This is a genomic window from Streptomyces sp. NPDC043812 (assembly GCF_056436245.1).
In genome coordinates, this window is sequence record NZ_JBWKCY010000002.1 from 372,327 (window position 1) to 392,196 (window position 19,870).

A 19,870-nucleotide genomic window follows, 5' to 3' on the forward strand; every position below is an offset into this window, starting at 1 on the left:
CCAGGGCGATCAGTTCTGCAAATAGCCTTCCGCTGCAGCCACCCGTCCGTACTCTGATGCACAACACCGGTGGGGGCCGGTGTTGATCAGGGGGCGACACCGTTGGGTACGGCGCCCGGGGCGGGGTATCAGTGAGAGCACGGCGGCGGCCGTGCGATGCGCTGGGCCTTCGACTCCGGGTCGCCGTAGCCGCGCCGTGCGTCCTCCGACACTGGGGGTGTCTGTGGTTCGAATCCGGGTGCTGGTCGTGGACGACCACCGAATCTTCGCCGAGTCGCTCGCCGCGGCTCTCGCCGCCGAGCCCGATGTCGAGGTCGCCGCGGCAGGCAGTGGGCCCGCGGCCCTGCGCTGCCTGGAGCGGGCGGCAGGCGACGGTCGGCGCTTCGACGTCATGCTCGTCGATGCCGATCTGGGCGACGCCGCCTCGGTGCCCGCACCGCGGGGTGTGCCCGACAGTGGTGGTGAGGGGTTCGTGGACGGGATCTCGCTGGTGTCGGGGGTGCGTTCGCTGGGGATCGCCGTACGGTCCGTGGTGCTGGCCGAGAAGGACGATGCAGGCCGGGCCGCGCTCGCGCTGCAGGCGGGGGCCTCGGGCTGGATCGCCAAGGACTGTTCGCTGCAGCGGCTGCTCGCCGTCATCCGGGGAGTGCTGCGCGACGAGACGCATGTGTCGCCCGCCCTGCTCACCGGCGTCCTGCGGGAGTTGACCGCCGCGCGCAAGCACCGGACCGAGAGCGAGCAACTCGTCGAGTCGCTGACCCCGCGTGAGCGGGAGGTACTGCGGTGCATGGTTGCGGGCCTGGGGCGCAAAGCCGTGGCCGAGCGCCTCTTTCTGTCTCCGCACACCGTTCGGACGCATATGCAGAACGTATTGGGGAAGCTCGGCGTCCACTCCACGCTGGCCGCGGTCGCCCTCGCCCGCCGAGCAGGCGTGGGACCTGTCGACCTAGCTGGGGATGTTGTCGAACGGGGCGGTCAACTGGCGTAGCAGTCCGGCCAGTTCGGCGCGCTGTGCGCGGGACAGCTCGGAGAGGATGGCGCGCTCCTGGGCGAGCAGACCGGCCAGTGCCTGGTCCGCCCGATCCCGTCCCTCGGGGGTGAGCCGCACCAGGACCCCGCGCCGGTCGCTGGGGTCCGGCAGTCGTTCGACCAGGTTCTTCTTGGCGAGCCGGTCGATGCGGTTGGTCATCGTGCCGGAGGTGACCAGGGTCTGGGTGAGCAACTGGCCGGGGGAGAGCTGGTAGGGGGCGCCGGCACGCCGCAGGGAGGTCAGTACGTCGAACTCCCACGGTTCGAGCTGGTGCTCGGCGAAGGCGAGCCGACGGGCGCGGTCGAGATGGCGGGCGAGCCGGGAGACACGGCTGAGCACCTCGAGCGGTTCCACGTCGAGGTCGGGGCGCTCACGGCGCCATGCTGCGACCAATCGATCGACCTCGTCCTCCATGTCGATCAGTGTAGAGGGTCCCTCGACATGAAGTCTCTTGACGTCAAGATATATTCTGCTTGACTATTGGGCAGGGTCGGGCCGGAACCGCTCTGTCTCGGCCTGATATTTCCTGCAAGGGGGACTCGAACGTGTATTCCGTACCCACCTGGGACCCACACCAGTACCTGCGCCACGCCGGGCATCGCACTCGCCCCTTCCTGGACATGCTCGCCCGCATTCCTCAGCTGCCCTCCGGCAGCCGTCCGGCCCGCATCGCCGACCTCGGCTGCGGTCCCGGCAACGTCACCGCGCTGCTCGCCGACCGCTGGCCCGACGCCCACATCACCGGGTTCGATCTCTCCCGCGAGATGCTCGCCCAGGCCGAGAAGGACCACGCCGGCGCCACCGCGGGCGGGGGATGGCTGGATTTCCGGCCCGCCGACGCGGCGCACTGGACCCCGGACGAACCGTACGACCTGATCGTTTCCAACGCGGCCCTGCAGTGGGTGCCCAACCACCCCGAGTCCTTCCGCGTCTGGGTGGACGGCCTCGCGCCCGGCGGCACGCTCGCCTTCCAGGTGCCGGGCAATTTCACCGCCCCCAGCCATGCCCTTCTCGGGGAACTGTGCGAGACCCCGCAGTGGCGTTCCCGCCTCGGCGACCACGGCCGACGCTATGTCCACATCCTGGATCCCGCGGAGTACCTCGTCCGGCTCGCCGACCTCGGATGCGACACCGACGCCTGGGAGACGACGTACTTGCAGCTCCTCGGCGGCGAGGACCCCGTGCTGGACTGGGTGAAGGGCACCGCCCTGCGTCCCGTGCTCACCGAACTCGCCGAAGACCCCGCGGCCGAGGCGGAATTCCTGCATCAGTACCGGGAACTGCTGCGCAAGGCCTATCCGCCGGGCCCGCACGGCACCGTGTTCCCGTTCCGCCGGATCTTCGCGGTCGCCCGGAAGGTCTCGTGATGCTCACCGCCGTCGACCACGTCCAGCTGGCCGCGCCGCCCGGCTCCGAGGACGCCCTGCGCGCCTACTACGTGGATGCCCTGGGGATGACCGAGATCCCCAAACCACCGGTCCTCGCGGCCAGGGGCGGCTGCTGGTTCCAGGTCGGCACCGTTCAGCTGCACCTGGGCATCGAGGCGGACTTCCGGCCCGCGAGGAAGGCCCATCCCGGGCTGCGGGTCAGTGGTATCGAGGCGTACGCCGCACGCCTGGAGACGCACGGCGCGAAGGTCGTGTGGGACGAGGACCTGCCGGGGCACAGGAGGTTCTACTCCGACGATCCGGTGGGGAACAGGCTGGAGTTTCTGGAGGCCTCCCGATGAGCCCCGTCGCGCACGAGCGCCCCGCCGCGGGAGGACCGCGGCGGGGCGCCGGTGGTGGGGCGGGATCCCGAGGGATCAGTGCAGGCTGGTGTAGGTGTTCCAGCCGGTGCCGATCAGCTTCTTGGCCTTGAAGCCGCCGGTGCCGTTCGCCTCGTAGCCGTACAGCTGACCCGCGGAGTTACGGGCCACGATGTCGGCCTTGCCGTCACCGGTGATGTCGCCCGGAGCCGCGAAGCGGTTGTAGGTGTTCCAGCCGGCGCCGATCAGCTTCTTGGCCTTGAACGGGGCCGTGGCGGAGCCGGTACCCGCGTACAGGTACAGGTTGCCGTCCTTGGCGCGGGCGATCAGGTCCGCCCGGCCGTCGCCGTCGACGTCACCCGCGCCGACGAGGATGTTGAACTGGCTCCAGCCGCTGCCGATCCGCTGCTTGGTGGCGAAGCCGCTGCCGGTGCCGTTGCCGCGGTAGAGGTAGAGGACGCCCGAGCCGTCGCGGGCTATCAGGTCGCCCTTGCCGTCGCCGGACAGGTCACCGGGGCCGACGAGGGTGTTGTAGACACCCCAGCCGCTGCCGATGGTCTGCATCCCCGACTTGTGGCTGTAGTTGTAGAGCGTGCCGTCGTAGACCTCGAACAGGTCCGCGGCCCCGTTGTCGTCGAGCGACGAGACATACGTGATCTTCGCGCTCTTCCAGCCGCCGACGTCGCTGGCCTTGTAACGCGGGGCGAACAGGCCGTTGTTCTCGTCGTAGTAGTGGTAGAGCGTGCCCTGCGTGTCGAGGGCGAACATCCCGTCCTTGCCCCACGCCGGGTTGTTGCTCGCGTTCGCGAACTGGCTGACGTTCCTGTTCCAGCCGCTCGCCACCTTCACCCTCGGCAGGAACGCGCCGGTGGCCGTGGAGTTGTACTGGTACAGGTCGCCGTTGGCCGCGCGCGCGTACAGATCGGCGTTGCCGTCCTCGTCGAGGTCGTCGAGGCTGAACAGCGCGTTGTAGATGTTCCAGCCGCTGCCGACCTTGACCTTGCCCTTGAACGGGCGGGAGGCCTCCCCGGTGCCGCTGTAGAAGAACAGCTCACCTGCGGTGTTGCGGGCGAAGAGGTCGGCGATGCCGTCGTTGTTCACATCGTTCATGCCGGCGAGCTGGTCGTAGACGCCCCAGCCGGAGCCGACCTTGATCCGCGCGCCCAGCGGCTCGGCGCCGTCGGGTGTGCCCGGGTACAGGAACAGGTCACCGGCGGAATTGCGGGCAAGCACGTCACCGGCGCCGTCACCGGTCAGGTCACCCGGCGAGAACACCTTGTTGAACTGCTGCCAGCCCGTGCCGGACCAGTAGGCGCTCGCCCAGCCGCTCTCGTTCACATAGGCGGTGAGGCGACCCGCGGCCGTCAGCGTGAACGTCACGGCATTGGGGCCGCGGAGCCCCGCGGCCGAGAAGATGTCCTTGTACTCCTGGCCGTCCGACGCGTGCACACCGTCGTCGATGAGGTAGGGGTACGGCTCGGAGTTGCCCGTGGAGACATAGACCTGCCCGTCCGCCCCCTTGTAGATCATGTCCGACCAGCCGTCGCCGTCGATGTCGCTGCGCGGAGCGGCGAGCGGGGCGTCGGGGTCCAGTGCCTTGGCGGAGGATCGATTCTCCTGTGCCGCCGCGGCGGGGTTCGGCTGATCACGGCCGGGCAGCTCCAGGCTCGGCAGCTCCAGCTCGACGGCGGGCTTCTCCACAGACCGGCCAGGCGGCCGGATGTCGTCCGCCTGCGCCGGGAGCGCGAGCAGCATGCCCGCGGACACGGCCAGAGCCGTGCAGGCCGCGACCCGGCGCGCCGCTCTGCGGCGAACGACGGCAGGGCGGCCGGAATCCACTGATGTCAAAGTCCCCCCCTGGGGAAAAGTCGTGATGCCGGGAATGAACAAGTCCGCGCCCAGTAGCGCCAGTTGCGCACTTGCGGGGGACTCATCCCGGAAAGCCGGATCTTACCGTCCCGTCACACAGGACAGGCATCGGATTAGACGACCAGGAGGGAACAAGGGATGTACGGAAAGGGCGAGCATTTCTGCCCGCCGCTCCCGTCAGCTCTTGCGGTGGCCTATCAGGCGCGGCTTCGGCTCCAGACCGTCCAGGCCGTGCCACGCCAGATTCACCAGATGGGCCGCGACCTCTGCCTTCTTCGGCCGGCGCGCGTCCAGCCACCACTGGCCCGTCAGCGCCACCATGCCGACCAGAGCCTGTGCATACAGGGGAGCGAGCTTCGGGTCGAAGCCCCTGTTCTTGAACTCCATGCCGAGGATGTCCTCGACCTGGGTGGCGATGTCGCTGATCAGTGAGGCGAACGTGCCCGTCGACTGGGCGACCGGCGAATCGCGCACCAGGATCCGGAAGCCGTCCGTATACGTCTCGATGTAGTCCAGCAGCGCGAAGGCGGCCTGCTCCAGCAGCTCGCGCGGATGGCCCGCCGTGAGCGCGCCCGTCACCATGTCCAGCAGCTGGCGCATCTCGCGGTCCACCACGACGGCGTACAGGCCCTCCTTGCCCCCGAAGTGCTCGTACACCACCGGCTTGGACACACCCGCCTTGGCCGCGATCTCCTCCACCGAGGTGCCTTCGAAGCCCTTTTCGGCGAAGAGGGTGCGGCCGATGTCCAGCAACTGCTCCCGGCGCTCGGCACCGGTCATCCGCACCCGTCGGGCCCGCCTGCCGCCCGACGACCGGGCCTTGTCCGCGCTCGTACCGCCGTCACTCGCCACGCCGTCAATCATGCCGCGTCGACGGTGGCGCTCTTGCGGCGGGCTTCGTCGCGGTCGGCATCCACCCGGCGGGCCTCGATACGGGACTGCTCCGGCCAGCGCACGTCGTACGCCCAGCCCGCCAGCTCGAACCAGCGGATCAGCCGGGCGCTGGAGTCGACCTGGCCCCGCAGCACCCCGTGCCGGGCGCTCGTCGGGTCGGCGTGGTGCAGGTTGTGCCAGGACTCGCCGCACGACAGCACGGCCAGCCACCACACGTTGCCCGACCGGTCACGCGACTTGAAGGGGCGCTTGCCCACCGCGTGGCAGATCGAGTTGATCGACCAGGTCACGTGGTGCAGCAGCGCCACACGCACCAGCGAGCCCCAGAAGAACGCGGTGAACGCGCCCCACCAGGACATGGTCACCAGGCCGCCCACCAGCGGCGGGATCGCGAGCGACAGCACCGTCCACCACACGAAGTCGCGCGAGATCCGGCGCAGCGCCGGGTCCTTGATCAGATCCGGTGCGTACTTGTGCTGCGGAGTCTGCTCCTCGTCGAACATCCAGCCGATGTGCGCCCACCACAGGCCCTTCATCAGCGCGGGGACACTCTCGCCGAACCGCCACGGCGAGTGCGGGTCACCTTCCGCGTCCGAGAACTTGTGGTGCTTGCGGTGGTCGGCCACCCAGCGCACCAGCGGCCCCTCGACCGCGAGCGAGCCCATGACCGCGAGCGCGATCCGCAGCGGGCGCTTGGCCTTGAAGGAGCCGTGGGTGAAGTAGCGGTGGAATCCGATCGTGATGCCGTGGCAGCCGATGTAGTACATCGCGACGAGCAGCCCGAGATCGAGCCAGCTCACACCCCAGCCCCACGCCAGCGGGACCGCGGCCAGCAGTGCGAGGAAGGGCACCGTGATGAACAGGAGCAGGGCGATCTGCTCGATCGACCGCTTGCTGTCCCCGCCCAGTGTGGCGGTCGGCGCGTCGGCGGACGGCGACCTGTCGGCGTCGTCCAGCACATCGGGACTACTGGTCATAAGGGTTCCCTGGGGGTGGGGAGAGATGGGGAATGGCGTGGCTACGGGACCGTAACCTACGGCGACGTAAGTATGGCAGTGCCCGGCTTCGCGGCAAGAGACCTGGGGACAACGTCAGGGAAATGGACACCTATCCTGTGTGTCGTCGGACAGCGCGGTCCGCAAGCCTCCAGTACCCCTCCAGACGTGCTCAAACACTGCAAGGAGCCGCACCTGTGAGCAGTGCCGACCAGACCCCCACCGCCAGCGCCGAACTTCGTGCCGACATCCGCCGACTGGGCGATCTTCTGGGCGAGACCCTCGTCCGCCAGGAAGGTCCCGAGCTTCTCGACCTGGTCGAGCGGGTCCGTGCCCTGACGCGCACCGACGGTGAGGCAGCAGCCGAGCTGCTCGGCGACACCGACCTGGAGACCGCGGCCAAGCTGGTCCGCGCCTTCTCCACGTACTTCCACCTGGCCAACGTCACCGAGCAGGTGCACCGCGGCCACGAGATGCGCGAGCGACGGGCGGCCGAGGGCGGGCTCCTGTCCCGTACCGCGGACCGCCTCAAGGACGCGGACCCCGAGCATCTGCGCGAGACGGTCAGGAACCTCAACGTCCGGCCGGTCTTCACCGCCCACCCGACCGAGGCCGCCCGCCGCTCGGTGCTCAACAAGCTCCGCCGCATCGCCGAGCTCCTGGAGCAGCCGGTCATCGCCGCCGACCGGCGCCGTCACGATCTGCGACTGGCCGAGCACATCGACCTCATCTGGCAGACCGACGAGCTGCGTGTCGTACGCCCCGAGCCGGCCGACGAGGCGCGCAACGCCATCTACTACCTCGACGAGCTGCACGCGGGTGCCGTCGGCGACGTGCTCGAGGATCTCGCCGCCGAGCTGGAACGGGTGGGTGTCGAGCTGCCGGCCGGCACCCGGCCGCTGACCTTCGGCACCTGGATCGGCGGCGACCGCGACGGCAACCCCAACGTCACCCCCGCCGTGACCTGGGAAGTCCTGATCCTCCAGCACGAGCACGGCATCACGGACGCCATCGACGTCATCGACTACCTGCGCGGGCTGCTCTCCAACTCCATCCGCTACGCGGGCGCCACCGAGGAGCTCCTCTCCTCCCTGGCGACCGACCTGGAGCGGCTGCCCGAGATCAGCCCCCGTTACAAGCGCCTCAACGCGGAGGAGCCCTACCGGCTCAAGGCCACCTGCATCCGCCAGAAGCTCGTCAACACCCGTGAGCGCCTGGCCAAGGGCACCCCGCACGAGGACGGCCGCGACTACCTCGGCACCGCCGAGCTCATCGCCGACCTCACCGTCATCCAGACCTCGCTGCGCGCACACCGCGGCGGACTGTTCGCCGACGGTCGCATGGACCGCGTCATCCGCACCCTGTCCGCGTTCGGCCTCCAGCTCGCCACGATGGACGTGCGCGAGCACGCCGACGCCCACCACCACGCACTCGGCCAGCTCTTCGACCGGCTCGGCGAGGAGTCCTGGCGCTACGCCGACATGCCGCGCGACTACCGGCAGAAGCTGCTCGCCAAGGAGCTGCGCTCCCGCCGTCCGCTCGCGCCCACCCCGGCGCCGCTCGACGCCGCCGGACAGAAGACCCTCGGCGTCTTCCACACGGTCAAGGAAGCCTTCGAACGGTTCGGCCCGGAGGTCATCGAGTCGTACATCATCTCGATGTGCCAGGGCGCCGACGACGTGTTCGCCGCCGCCGTCCTCGCCCGCGAGGCCGGGCTCATCGACCTCCACGCCGGCTGGGCCAAGATCGGCATCGTGCCGCTGCTGGAGACCACCGACGAGCTCAAGGCCGCCGACGTCATCCTCGACGGCATGCTCGCCGACCCTTCCTACCGGCGTCTCGTCTCGCTGCGCGGCGACGTCCAGGAGGTCATGCTCGGCTACTCCGACTCCAGCAAGTTCGGCGGCATCACCACCAGCCAGTGGGAGATCCACCGGGCCCAGCGCCGGCTGCGCGACGTCGCCCACCGGCACGGCGTCCGGCTGCGGCTCTTCCACGGCCGTGGTGGCACCGTCGGCCGCGGCGGCGGCCCCTCGCACGACGCGATCCTCGCCCAGCCGTGGGGCACGCTCGAAGGCGAGATCAAGGTCACCGAGCAGGGCGAGGTCATCTCCGACAAGTACCTCATCCCGTCACTGGCCAGGGAGAACCTGGAGCTGACGGTCGCAGCCACCCTCCAGGCGTCCGCCCTGCACACGGCGCCCCGCCAGTCCGACGAGGCACTCGCCCGCTGGGACGCGGCCATGGACACGGTCTCCGACGCCGCCCACGCCGCGTACCGCAGGCTCGTCGAGGACCCGGACCTGCCCGCGTACTTCTTCGCCGCCACGCCCGTCGACCAGCTCGCCGAGCTCCACCTCGGCTCGCGGCCCTCGCGCCGCCCCGACTCCGGCGCCGGGCTCGACGGACTGCGCGCCATCCCGTGGGTCTTCGGCTGGACCCAGTCGCGGCAGATCGTGCCCGGCTGGTTCGGTGTCGGCTCCGGACTCAAGGCGCTTCGCGAGGCCGGTCTGGACACGGTGCTCGACGAGATGCAGGAGCAGTGGCACTTCTTCCGCAACTTCCTGGCCAACGTCGAGATGACGCTCGCCAAGACCGACCTGCGGATCGCCCGCCATTACGTCGACACCCTTGTGCCCGATCACCTCAAGCACGTCTTCGAGGCGATCGAGGCCGAGCACGCGCTCACCGTCAGCGAGGTGCTGAGGCTGACCGGCAACGACGAACTGCTGGGCTCCAACCCGGTGCTCCAGCAGACGTTCGGCATCCGGGACGCCTATCTGGACCCGATCTCCTACCTCCAGGTCGCACTCCTCAAGCGGCAGCGCGACGCGGCCGAACTCGGCAAGGAGGCGGACCCGCTGCTGGCCCGCGCCCTGCTGCTCACCGTCAACGGCGTCGCGGCCGGCCTGCGCAACACCGGCTGAGCCGCACGGCCGCACGACGGTGCCCCCTGCCGGAACCCGGTTCCGACAGGGGGCACCGTCATGCCGGGCTCAGTGCTGACGTGCCGTACGGCGGCGGGCCAGCAGGTAGCCGCCACCGGCGACCAGCGCCGCGGCCACCGTCGCCAGCACGCCCAGCGGTGCGCCGTTGCCGGTCTCGGCGAGGTCACCGGGCGAGCCGTTCGGCGACGCCGCCGGGCTGGACGGTGCTGCCGCGGGCTCGGAGGCTGCCGGGGACGACGGCTCCTCCTCGGCGGGGGCGGAGGGCTCCTCGCCGGGCTTCCCGCTCGGCTCGCCGGGCTCGTCCTCGCAGTCGGTCTTGAAGACCTTGTGCTTGGCCTTGCCGTGCTCGCCCTCGAAGGTCCAGAACAGCTTGTACTGGCCGTCGGGCAGCGTCATGTCGGCGGTGCGCTCATGGCCATCGGCGTCGAGGGTGAGCGAACCGGACTTCACCGTCCCGCCCTTGGCGAGATCGTTGTTCGCCCAGGCCTCAATGTGCCAGTCGACCTGCTGACCGGCGTCGAAACCGAAGGCGTCGAGGTAGAACGAGCAGACCTTCGGCTCGTTTCTGCGGAGTTCCTCGCCGGTCGCGGCGTCGTGGATCTTCACGGTGCCGTTGTCGCCGGGCGGGGTGGCGTACGCGGAGGGAGCGGTAATCAGCGAGAACGCCGCGCCCGTGGCAAGGACGGCGCTGGGGACAAGGGTGCGCATGGGCAGTCCATGAGGGGAGAAGGGGTGCCGTGGGGGGCGGCTCAGCGTCCTGGCCGGGGCCCTCACCGGTCAAGACGCGTGGTGTCCCATCCGCGGCAACGATGACCGTCCGTCCGGATAGTCCGCATAACGATCAGGTGAATGAGGCGTTCCGGAACGGCACTTCACTGGTGAGCCCCCTGATCGGCTGTCGCCGCCATTGCCCGAAAGGGACCCGCGATCCGCCTTCTCACCTCCCGCCGACCCGGAGATCAGAGCGCCAGGAACGAGGCCACCAGCAACGCACCGCCCGCGCACGCGGACGCCCATGCCACCCGTGTCAGCCGCATCCCGCCACCGATCACCAGCGCCGCCAGCAACAGCGCGCCGCCCAGCGGCAGCCATGCGTACATCCCGCCGGCGGGTCCGGTGCGCACCGCCTGTGCCGTGCCCGGCTTCAGGACGACGGCGAGCGTCTCGCCCTTCTTCACCGCGACCGACTTCTCGATGGTGACCTTCGTACGGTCCGGTGACGGGTCCCTCGGCACGTACGTGCCGGTGCAGACCTTGTCGTCGCAGCGGGACACCGCGAGGGTGCCGTGCTCGCGGCCCTTCGAGAGCAGGATGTGCTGGGCATCGCGCCACGACGCCCAGAAGCCCGCGACCAGCAGCAGCGCGGCGACGAGCGCCATGGCCGCCATTCGCGCACGGGTCAGCATCCGGCCGGAGGTATTCCGCTTCATGGGCCGCGATCCTTGGCCATGGTGCTACTGAAGGTCAACTCTCGCTGGTCAGCGAAGCCGGGCAACCGGATCACTCAACGGTCCGCGGACGTGCCGGCCGACGCGTGGCTCAGGAGTTGTACGTGCCCTGAGCCCGCTCGAGCCCCTCGATCACCAGTGCCTGCGCCGCGTCCGCCGCACGGTCCACGAAGTAGTCCAGTTCCTTGCGCTCCGCCGACGAGAAGTCCTTCAGCACGAAGTCCGCAACCTGCATCCGGCCCGGCGGGCGGCCGATCCCGAAGCGCACCCGGTGGTAGTCCGCGCCCATCGCCTTCGTCATCGACTTCAGCCCGTTGTGCCCGTTGTCACCGCCGCCCAGCTTCAGCCGCAGCGTTCCGTAGTCGATGTCCAGCTCGTCGTGGATCGCGACGATGTTCGCCGTCGGCACCTTGTAGAAGTCCCGCAGCGCCGTCACCGGGCCACCGGACAGGTTCATGTACGACATCGGCTTCGCCAGGATCACCCGCCGGTTCGAGGGACCCGGGGCGCCGATCCGGCCCTCCAGCACCTGCGCCTGCGTCTTCTGCGCGCGCTTGAACGAGCCGCCCACGCGCTCCGCGAGCAGGTCCGCGACCATGAAGCCCACGTTGTGCCGGTTCGCGGCATAGCCGGGTCCGGGGTTGCCGAGACCCACGATCAGCCACGGTGCGTTCGGGTCGGACATCAGCGCTGCGTCTCCTCGTAGGACGGCCGTGAAAAGGGAAACGGGGTGGCGCGCCGCAGCCCGCCACCCCGTATCAAGTCGTCAAGCTCCGACAGAGCTTACGGCTCAGGCCTCGGCGGCCTCTTCACCCTCGCCCTCGGCGGCCTCGGCGGCAGGCTCCTCGGCCTGCGCGGCCAGGATCTGCAGGACGACGGTGTCGTCCTCGACGGCCAGCGTGGTGCCCTTGGGCAGCGTGATGTCCTTCGCGAGGATGGAGGCACCGGCCTCCAGGCCCTCGATGGAGACCGAGACGGACTCGGGGATGTGCGTGGCCTCGGCCTCGACCGGCAGGGCGTTCAGCACGTGCTCGAGCAGGAACGCACCCGGGGCCAGGTCGCCCTCGGTGTGGACCGGGATCTCGACGGTGACCTTCTCGCCGCGCTTCACGAGCAGCAGGTCGACGTGCTCCAGGAAGCCCTTTAGCGGGTCGCGCTGCACGGCCTTCGGGATGGCCAGCTCGTTCTTGCCGTTGATGTCCAGCGCGAGCAGGACGTTCGGCGTACGCAGGGCGAGCAGCAGCTCGTGGCCCGGAAGGGTGATGTGGACCGGCTCGGTGCCGTGACCGTACAGAACGCCGGGAACCTTGTTCTCGCGACGGACGCGGCGGGCGGCGCCCTTGCCGAACTCGGTCCGGATCTCGCTGGCGAGCTTCACCTCGGACATGTGCACTCCTCGTATACAGATGCAGAAACTGGTGGCGGTCACCCGGCCACGACAGGCCTGCTACGAAGAGCGCGTCGATAACGGACCACCGCAAGATGCGGTCTCCCTCGCCGAGCAACTTCGACAGTCTACCCAGCGGCCCCCGAGCTCCCAAATGGATCATCCGGACACGGAGAAGGGCCGCCCCGCGATCCGTGGGACGGCCCTTCTCGTGATGCCCTGGGGAGGATTACGCCTCTTCCTCGAACAGGCTCGTCACCGAACCGTCCTCGAAGACCTCACGCACCGCGCGCGCGATCGTCGGCGCCATCGACAGCACCCTGATCTTGTCGAGCTCCAGTTCGCCCGGCGTCGGCAGCGTGTTCGTCAGAACGAACTCGCTCACCTTCGAGTTCTTCAGCCGGTCCGCGGCCGGGCCCGACAGGATGCCGTGCGTCGCCGTCACGATGACGTCCTCGGCACCGTTCGCGAACAGCGCGTCGGCCGCCGCGCAGATCGTGCCCGCGGTGTCGATCATGTCGTCGACCAGCACGCACACGCGGCCCTTGACCTGACCGACGACCTCGTGGACCGTCACCTGGTTGGCGACGTCCTTGTCACGGCGCTTGTGCACGATCGCCAGCGGCGCGTCCAGCCGGTCGCACCAGCGGTCGGCGACCCGCACACGGCCCGCGTCGGGGGACACGATCGTCAGCTTGTTCCGGTCGACCTTGGCACCCACGTAGTCCGCGAGGACCGGCAGCGCCGACAGGTGATCCACCGGGCCGTCGAAGAAGCCCTGGATCTGGTCCGTGTGCAGATCCACGGTGAGAATGCGGTGCGCGCCCGCCGTCTTCAGCAGATCCGCGATCAGGCGGGCCGAGATCGGCTCACGGCCGCGGTGCTTCTTGTCCTGCCGGGCGTAGCCGTAGGACGGGATGATCACGGTGATGCTCCGGGCCGAAGCCCGCTTCAGAGCATCGATCATGATCAGCTGTTCCATGATCCACTTGTTGATGGGAGCCGTGTGGCTCTGCATCAAGAAGCAGTCCGCGCCGCGCGCGGACTCCTGGAAACGGACGTAGATCTCACCGTTGGCGAAGTCGAAAGCCTTCGTCGGGACGAGGCCGACACCCAACTGGTGTGCAACCTCCTCGGCCAGCTCGGGGTGGGCGCGGCCGGAGAAGAGCATCAGCTTCTTCTCGCCGGTCGTCTTGATCCCGGTCACAGCACTGTCTCCTCAGACGTGTTCCCTGGCCGCGGAAGTCCTGGGCGCGAGCCAGCCGAATTTGTGTGCACGTATCACGGTACGCCGAGTTCGACGCACCCGTTTCCGGTCAGTTCTCCTCGGCGACGTGCTCCGTTGCTGCCACAGCCGCCTGCGCGGCAGCACTACCGGGACGCTTGCGGGCCACCCAGCCCTCGATATTCCGCTGCTGGCCACGGGCGACGGCCAGCGAACCCGCCGGCACATCCTTCGTGATGACAGAGCCCGCGGCGGTGTAGGCACCGTCCCCGACCGTGACAGGAGCCACAAACATGTTGTCCGAGCCAGTACGGCAGTGGGACCCGATCGTCGTGTGGTGCTTCTTCTCGCCGTCGTAGTTCACGAACACGCTCGCAGCGCCGATGTTCGAGTACTCACCGATCGTCGCGTCGCCCACGTACGACAGGTGCGGCACCTTCGTGCCCTCGCCGATCGTCGCGTTCTTCGTCTCGACGTACGTACCGATCTTGCCCTTCGCGCCCAGCTTCGTCCCGGGCCGCAGGTAGGCGAACGGGCCCACCGACGCACCCGCGCCGACTTCCGCCGAATCGGCCACCGTGTTGTCCACGCGGGCGCCCGCGTGGACAACGGTGTCCTTCAGCCGCGTGTTCGGGCCGACCTCCGCGCCCTCCGCCAGGTGCGTGATACCCAGCAGTTGCGTGCCGGGGTGCACCAGCGCGTCCGGCTCGAACGTCACCGTCACGTCCACGAACACCGACGCCGGGTCGACGATCGTGACCCCGGCCGTCATGGCCCGCTCCAGCAGCCGGTCGTTCAGCAGCCGGCGAGCCTCCGCCAGCTGCACGCGGTTGTTGATACCCAGGATCTCGCGATGATCGCCCGCGACCGAGGCGCCGACCCGGTGCCCCGCCTCCCGCAGGATGCCGAGCACGTCGGTCAGATACTCCTCGCCCTGACTGTTGTCCGTCCGCACCTTCTTCAGCGCATCGGCCAGCAGCTGCCCGTCGAACGCGAACACCCCGGAGTTGATCTCACGGATCGCACGCTGCTCGTCGGTGGCGTCCTTGTGCTCGACGATCGCGGTCACAGCGCCCGTCGCCGCGTCGCGCACGATCCGCCCGTAGCCCGTCGAGTCCGGCACCTCGGCCGTCAGCACCGTCACCGCGTTGCCGTCGGCGTCGTGCGTCGCGGCCAGCACGGCAAGCGTGTCACCGGACAACAAGGGGGTGTCACCGCAGACGACGACCACGGTTCCGCGCAGCTCCCCGCCGAGCTCCTCGAGCCCCATGCGGACCGCGTGGCCGGTGCCGTTCTGCTCGGCCTGGAAAGCGGTACGGGTGCCCGCGTAGTGCGCACCGAGGTGCGCCTCGACCTGCTCCCGCGCGTGCCCCACGACGACGACGAGCTGCTCGGGCTCCAGTTCGCGTGCCGCGGAGACGACGTGTCCGACGAGCGAACGCCCGGCGATTTCGTGCAGGACCTTGGGGGTCTTCGACTTCATGCGGGTGCCCTCACCCGCTGCAAGAACGACGACGGCTGCCGGGCGATTGGCGCTCACGGGTATGCCCTTCGGCTTCGGGTGGTGGACATCCCGAAGGATACCGGGGGGTTTCGGGGAGGAAACGAGTGCGGGTCCTGACCGGAGAGGTCAGGACCCGCGCCAAGGGCTCCCGGGGAAGGAATCGAACCCTCATTCAATGGACCAAAACCATTTGTCCTGCCATTAGACGACCCGGGATAAATGCCCTCTATGTCCGATTCTCTGCATCGGTACCGAGGGCAGCCCCTACTATGCCGTACCACCAGCCCTCGACGCGACGGTAGAGCTCGGCGCTCTGTCGAACTTGGATCACGAGACAGCCGTGATAGCCCGCGGTGTTGCCTTTGCGGTTGGTCTTGGGGTTGTGGCGCTTGATCGTCGTCTTGCCGAACGTCGAAGGATGGAGCCCGGTGAAGTCTGCCCAGAACTTCTCCGCGCCACGGACATCTGCGGTCTCGTGAATGTGGACGTACGGTCGCAGGAGGTCATTCGGTACATCCAGCAGTCGAAGCCATGCGAGAAAGACTGCGATCATGTGAGGATCGCTATTGACGAACGTGATCCGTTCCTGGTTCCGGTGCGGTTTGGCTTTGGTTCCCTCTGCCCAGTAGAGGCCCACTCCGAGCAGGAAGAGCTCACGGTCGGTCATCGCCCCGATCTCGCTTGCCGCTGTCTCCTTGTCACGTCGGCGCTCCTCGGCCCGCTGCTGAAGTCTCACCTCCCAGCCCCGACGTGCGATCGCGGCAGCCTCCTCGCGGGAGCGCTTGCGCTCCGGCTTCGGGAGATCCCGCACCCACAGTGAGATCGAGCTCTTCGAGCAGCCCAGCTCCACCTGGATCTGGTCGTACGTCATGCCCTGGAGGCGGAGATCGCGTGCCTTCGCCCGCAGGTCGTCCTTGGCGTTCGGGCGCTTCGTCCACTCGGGGGGCGGTTCGCCCTGCACGAGGCGGTTGAGGATGTCGTTGTTGTCGATGTGGAGGCGGTCGCGGATCTGGCGGAGGCTGAGGCCCTCGCGGCGCAGGGACACAGCCTGCGCGCGGAGGCCTTCGAAGTCGGCGTACTTGTCGGCTGTGCGTGTCATGCGGCAATCGTCGTCCGGAATGCGGACGCCCGGGTCGAAACTCTGATCGGCTCACCAGTTCGAGTGTTTCTGGCGCATTCCGCAAGAAAGCGCGCACGATCCGTGCCCCCGCCCTTACGGGAAAACGACTCGCGCCCGCCCGTAGTCTGGAAGACATGACCACTACGGGGGTAGATCGGGACGCCGCGGGTTCGACCGCTCGCGCGTGGTTCTGGTGGGAACGGCGGCGTAGCGCCGTACTGGATGTGGGGCTGGGCGTCGCCTCCGCCTTGGAGTGCGCGCTGGAGGGCGTCGGTTTCGCGGAGCTCGCCGCGTTGCCGGTGCCGTTCGGGGTGCTGTTCGGGCTGGCTGTCGGGTCCGTGCTGGTGTTGCGGCGGCGGTGGCCGATCGCGGTGGTGCTGGTGTCGATCGCGACGACGCCGGCCGAGATGGGTTATCTGATGGCCGTCGTCGGCCTCTACACGCTGGCCGCGTCGGAGGTGCCGCGGCGGATCACGGCGACGCTGGCGGGCATGTCGCTGGTGGCGACGTTCATCGTGACGTTCGTCCGGGTGCGGCAGGACGTCGAGGGCGGGGACTTCGGGGCCTGGTACGTGCCGTTGATGGCGGTGTTCATCTCGCTGGGGCTGAACGCTCCGCCGGTGCTGTTCGGCCTCTACATAGGGGCGCGAAGGCGGCTGATGGAGAGCCTGCGGGAGCGTGCGGACAGTCTTGAGCAGGAGTTGTCGCTGCTGGCCGACCGGGCGGAGCAGCGGGCGCAGTGGGCGCGTACGGAGGAGCGGACGCGGATCGCGCGGGAGATGCACGACGTGGTGGCGCACCGGGTGAGCCTGATGGTGGTGCATGCGGCGGCGTTGCAGGCGGTGGCGCTGAAGGATCCGCAGAAGGCGGTGAAGAATGCCGCGCTGGTGGGGGACATGGGCCGGCAGGCGCTCACCGAGCTGCGGGAGATGCTCGGGGTGCTGCGTACGGGCGAGGGCGAGCAGCGGTCGCCCGTGACGAAACCCGTGCCGCTGGCGGCGGTGGGAGCTGCGGCCGCTGCGGCTGCCGCGGCGGCGGCCGAGGACGGGCCGTGTCTGGCGGACATCGAGGTGCTGGTGGGCCAGTCCCGGCAGACGGGGATGGTCGTGGAGTTCGCGGTGCAGGGGGATGCTCGCGGCTATGCGCCGGAGGTCGAGCAGACGGCGTACCGGGTGGTTCAGGAGGCGCTGACCAATGTGCACAAGCATGCGGCGGGCGCGAAGGTGATGGTGCGGCTCGCGCATCGCGACGCGGAGGTTGCGATGCAGGTGGAGAACGGGGCCCCGGAGGCCGCGGGTACGGCGCCGGGTCTGCCCAGTGGGGGCAACGGTCTGGTGGGGATGCGGGAGCGGGTGACGGCTCTGGGCGGGGTGTTCGTGTCCGGGCCGACGGATGTGGGGGGTTTCCGCGTCTCCGCGGTGCTGCCGGACCGGGCCGGGGCGGCCTGAGGGGGCGTTGCCTGCTACTCGGTGGTGAGCCGGGCGGGCTGGATGCCGGCCACGAGGGTGCCGAGCGCCTGGTCGATGTCGGGCCCGAGGTACCAGTCGCCGGTGTGGTCGACGCTGTAGACCCGGCCTTCCGTGTCCATGGCGAGCACGGCCTGCTGGTCGCCTTCCATGCCCAGGGGCGAGATCACGGTGTCGAGTGCGCGGCCGAGGTCGGCGAAGGTGCGGGCGAGGTGGAGTCCGGCGAGCGGGTCGAAGTGCAGGGGAGCGGGGGCGTGCTGGCGGCCGGGGCCCGGCGCGGTGACGGTGAGCCCGCCGAATTCGGCCCATGCCTCGACGACTGCGGGGAAGACGTTGTGCCGGTGTCCGGCGGGTGAGGCGTGTTGCCGCAGGGTGTCGGCCCAGTGCTCGGCCTGTTTGATGTCCCACCGGCCGGGCTGCCAGCCGGCTTCGCGCAGGGCCGCGTCGACGGCGACGGGGAACCGGGTCGTGCTGAGGTGGTCGGGCATCGGTGTGGGTGTCAGCCGTTCTCGGGTGCGGTCGGGTCGACGGGGCGTACGCCGAAGTGGTCGAGCATCGCCGTGCAGGACCTGCAGGGCGGCGCGTAGCTGCCGTGCAGCGGGTCGCCGTCCTCGCGGATGCGCCGTGCGGTGAGCTTTGCGTGTTTGAGGGCGCGCCGGGCCTCGCTGTGGGTGAGCGCTTTGCGCTGGGCTCGTTTGGAGCGCTGGGTCTCGGAGGCGCTCAGGTGCCGCGACAGCAGGATGGCTTCGGGGCAGCGGCCGGTGAAGCGTTCGCGCTGTCCGCTGGTGAGGGTGTCGAGGAAATCTTGTACGAGCGGATGGAGGGCGGGCGGCTGGTCGCCTTTGCCCGCGGTGCTGGTGAGGGTCTCGCCGCGTACGAAGAGCGCGGCGGCCACGGCGGGCAGGATGCCGTCGCGCCGGTGGTGCAGTCCGGGAGCGCGCGCGGCGTCGCTGCTCCAGCTGAGGCGTGGATCGCCCGATGTGCTTGGTTGCGCTGTGTGCATGGTGCTTGGGTCCCCTCCGTGCACTCCCCCGAGTATGCGGGGACAGCCTGCCAAATGGGGCGGGTGGTGTGGAAGCTGGGTAGCTGAAACGTGTCGCCCCGGGGGCTCTGGGTCACTCGAAAGTGACTGTTCGTTACGGAGGTGGAGCGTCGGCCGTCCCTCTTGCCGTACCGCTTAGGCTGTGCTGAACCAGCCAGACGCCACAGGGGGCAAATCGCCATGACGACAGGTCGGCAGGGCCTGGGGGCAGCAATGGGCCCCGGGGCCGGCGCGCGTACCGCGCCACCGAATGCGGCCTACGCCGGGCAGCTCGTGCACTTCCCGGATCCCGTCCGGGCTTCGCGGCATCCGCAGGGGGTGCGGGTTGACGACAGCGGCTTCCCGGTCTTCTCGCCATATGCGCGGGCGGCCGCGGAGATCGCCGAGCCGCCGGAGGGTTTCGGTGTGGACGAGTTGCGGCTCACCGACTTCGTGTCGGCGAATGCCGCGCTGCACGCGGAGGGGCATGAGCTGTGGGACACGGTTCCCTCGGTCGCCACACCGCACGGTTGGACCTGGCACCACGTCCCGGGGACTCGCCGGCTGGAGCTCGTACCGGTCGAGGTGAAGGCGTTGCTGCGCCATCACGGCGGTCTGGTGACGGCCCCGGTGGACCAGGGCAAGCGGGGGACGCGTCCGCTGCAGGAGACGCGGCCCGCGCACTTCGGGCTGCCGAAGAACGCGGTGTCGGTGACCGAGCAGCAACTGCTGGGTGTGGAGGAGGACCTGGGCTACCGGCTGCCGGGTGCCTACCGTTCCTTCCTGAAGGCGGCGGGCGGTTGTGCACCGGTGGGTGCGGCGCTGGACGCCGAGCTGGGTCTGCTCGTGGACCAGCCGTTCTTCACGGTGCGGGACGAGGCCGCGGTGAATGACCTGGTGTATGTCAACAAGTGTTTGCGGGACCATCTGACGAAGGACTACCTGGGCGTTGCGTTCGTCCAGGGCGGGATCCTCGCGGTGAAGGTGAAGGGCGCGGACACCGGGTCGGTGTGGTTCTGCGCGTACGACGATGCCCGTGACCAGGACGGGTGGAGCGTGCAGGAGCGGGTGGAACGGCTGTTGCTGCCCTGCGGCGAGGACTTCGACGCGTTCTTGCAGCGGCTTGCGGGCAATCCGCCGGAGCTGGAGACCGTGGCGAATCTGATGGTGGACGGCGGCTTCGCGCGGGCCGTGCCGGTTCCGGGCGAGGGGTGAT

At 69.3% G+C, this 19,870-nt stretch carries 19 protein-coding genes and 1 tRNA gene; 6 read left to right on the plus strand and 14 right to left on the minus strand.

All coding sequences use genetic code 11. From position 1 onward, the window contains the following. Window positions 1-223: 223 nt before the first annotated feature. Window positions 224-988 carry a LuxR C-terminal-related transcriptional regulator gene (locus AC067Z_RS04385; protein WP_478787911.1) on the plus strand — a complete coding sequence of 255 codons (765 nt, stop codon included), beginning with the start codon at window positions 224-226 and terminating at the stop codon, window positions 986-988. Here the strand turns inward: AC067Z_RS04385 and AC067Z_RS04390 are convergent. Beyond that, window positions 947-1,444 (minus strand): MarR family winged helix-turn-helix transcriptional regulator, encoded by a 498-nt coding sequence (locus tag AC067Z_RS04390; RefSeq protein ID WP_478787912.1) that lies wholly within the window; start codon window positions 1,442-1,444, stop codon window positions 947-949. The two genes, AC067Z_RS04385 and AC067Z_RS04390, sit on opposite strands and share 42 nt — an antisense overlap. Window positions 1,445-1,575: 131 nt before the next feature. Between AC067Z_RS04390 and AC067Z_RS04395 the strand changes: the two genes are divergently transcribed. Both AC067Z_RS04395 and AC067Z_RS04400 read left to right on the plus strand, forming a co-directional pair. Further along, on the plus strand, window positions 1,576-2,397 hold the full coding sequence (locus AC067Z_RS04395; RefSeq protein WP_478787913.1) for a trans-aconitate 2-methyltransferase: 822 nt from the start codon (window positions 1,576-1,578) through the stop codon (window positions 2,395-2,397). Then, window positions 2,397-2,759 carry a VOC family protein gene (locus AC067Z_RS04400; protein WP_478787914.1) on the plus strand — a complete coding sequence of 121 codons (363 nt, stop codon included), beginning with the start codon at window positions 2,397-2,399 and terminating at the stop codon, window positions 2,757-2,759. The genes AC067Z_RS04395 and AC067Z_RS04400 overlap by 1 nt, the downstream gene beginning before the upstream one ends. A gap of 75 nt (window positions 2,760-2,834) precedes the next feature. Here the strand turns inward: AC067Z_RS04400 and AC067Z_RS04405 are convergent, their stop codons facing one another. The 3 genes from AC067Z_RS04405 to AC067Z_RS04415 all read right to left on the minus strand — a co-directional run bounded on the left by AC067Z_RS04405 (window position 2,835) and on the right by AC067Z_RS04415 (window position 6,517). Continuing rightward, window positions 2,835-4,616, minus strand: a complete 1,782-nt coding sequence (locus tag AC067Z_RS04405) for an FG-GAP-like repeat-containing protein (RefSeq protein WP_478788056.1) — start codon at window positions 4,614-4,616, stop codon at window positions 2,835-2,837. A 207-nt stretch (window positions 4,617-4,823) separates the two neighbouring features. Further along, window positions 4,824-5,510, minus strand: coding sequence for a TetR/AcrR family transcriptional regulator (locus AC067Z_RS04410; RefSeq protein WP_478787915.1), 687 nt, complete (start codon window positions 5,508-5,510; stop codon window positions 4,824-4,826). Next, entirely contained in the window at window positions 5,507-6,517 is a 1,011-nt protein-coding gene (locus tag AC067Z_RS04415; RefSeq protein ID WP_478787916.1) for an acyl-CoA desaturase, read from the minus strand. The genes AC067Z_RS04410 and AC067Z_RS04415 overlap by 4 nt, the downstream gene beginning before the upstream one ends. A gap of 215 nt (window positions 6,518-6,732) precedes the next feature. Between AC067Z_RS04415 and ppc the strand changes: the two genes are divergently transcribed. Continuing rightward, window positions 6,733-9,462, plus strand: coding sequence for a phosphoenolpyruvate carboxylase (gene ppc, locus AC067Z_RS04420; protein WP_478787917.1), 2,730 nt, complete (start codon window positions 6,733-6,735; stop codon window positions 9,460-9,462). Between the two features lie 69 nt (window positions 9,463-9,531). Here ppc and AC067Z_RS04425 read toward each other — a convergent pair whose 3' ends face one another. The 8 genes from AC067Z_RS04425 to AC067Z_RS04460 form a co-directional block, all read right to left on the minus strand. Further along, the gene (locus AC067Z_RS04425; protein ID WP_478787918.1) at window positions 9,532-10,191 is read right to left on the minus strand and encodes an LPXTG cell wall anchor domain-containing protein; all 660 of its coding nucleotides are present in this window, start codon (window positions 10,189-10,191) and stop codon (window positions 9,532-9,534) included. A 251-nt stretch (window positions 10,192-10,442) separates the two neighbouring features. Next, complete coding sequence (locus tag AC067Z_RS04430) at window positions 10,443-10,913, minus strand: hypothetical protein (protein ID WP_478787919.1); 471 nt, start codon at window positions 10,911-10,913, stop codon at window positions 10,443-10,445. Between the two features lie 109 nt (window positions 10,914-11,022). Then, window positions 11,023-11,616, minus strand: a complete 594-nt coding sequence (gene pth, locus AC067Z_RS04435) for an aminoacyl-tRNA hydrolase (RefSeq protein ID WP_478787920.1) — start codon at window positions 11,614-11,616, stop codon at window positions 11,023-11,025. A 105-nt stretch (window positions 11,617-11,721) separates the two neighbouring features. Further along, a complete protein-coding gene (locus AC067Z_RS04440) occupies window positions 11,722-12,318 on the minus strand; it encodes a 50S ribosomal protein L25/general stress protein Ctc (RefSeq protein WP_478787921.1) in 597 nt (198 codons plus the stop codon). A gap of 229 nt (window positions 12,319-12,547) precedes the next feature. Next, window positions 12,548-13,525: a ribose-phosphate diphosphokinase gene (locus AC067Z_RS04445; protein ID WP_478787922.1), complete on the minus strand. Its 978-nt coding sequence runs from the start codon at window positions 13,523-13,525 to the stop codon at window positions 12,548-12,550. Window positions 13,526-13,634: 109 nt separating this feature from the next. Continuing rightward, window positions 13,635-15,083 carry a bifunctional UDP-N-acetylglucosamine diphosphorylase/glucosamine-1-phosphate N-acetyltransferase GlmU gene (gene glmU / locus AC067Z_RS04450; protein WP_478787923.1) on the minus strand — a complete coding sequence of 483 codons (1,449 nt, stop codon included), beginning with the start codon at window positions 15,081-15,083 and terminating at the stop codon, window positions 13,635-13,637. Between the two features lie 109 nt (window positions 15,084-15,192). Continuing rightward, window positions 15,193-15,263: transfer RNA gene (locus AC067Z_RS04455), tRNA-Gln, on the minus strand. A gap of 10 nt (window positions 15,264-15,273) precedes the next feature. Next, window positions 15,274-16,146, minus strand: a complete 873-nt coding sequence (locus AC067Z_RS04460; protein WP_478787924.1) for a hypothetical protein — start codon at window positions 16,144-16,146, stop codon at window positions 15,274-15,276. 155 nt (window positions 16,147-16,301) lie between these two features. Between AC067Z_RS04460 and AC067Z_RS04465 the strand changes: the two genes are divergently transcribed. Then, window positions 16,302-17,615 (plus strand): sensor histidine kinase, encoded by a 1,314-nt coding sequence (locus AC067Z_RS04465; RefSeq protein WP_478787925.1) that lies wholly within the window; start codon window positions 16,302-16,304, stop codon window positions 17,613-17,615. Between the two features lie 14 nt (window positions 17,616-17,629). On the opposite strand, the gene AC067Z_RS04470 is transcribed toward AC067Z_RS04465, so the two are convergent. Beyond that, a complete protein-coding gene (locus tag AC067Z_RS04470; RefSeq protein ID WP_478787926.1) occupies window positions 17,630-18,121 on the minus strand; it encodes an SUKH-3 domain-containing protein in 492 nt (163 codons plus the stop codon). Between the two features lie 11 nt (window positions 18,122-18,132). After that, entirely contained in the window at window positions 18,133-18,636 is a 504-nt protein-coding gene (locus AC067Z_RS04475; protein WP_478787927.1) for a YwqJ-related putative deaminase, read from the minus strand. 219 nt (window positions 18,637-18,855) lie between these two features. Here AC067Z_RS04475 and AC067Z_RS04480 point away from each other — a divergent pair, with 219 nt between their 5' ends. Then, window positions 18,856-19,869, plus strand: coding sequence for an SMI1/KNR4 family protein (locus AC067Z_RS04480; protein WP_478787928.1), 1,014 nt, complete (start codon window positions 18,856-18,858; stop codon window positions 19,867-19,869). The last annotated feature ends 1 nt before the right edge of the window (window position 19,870 follow it).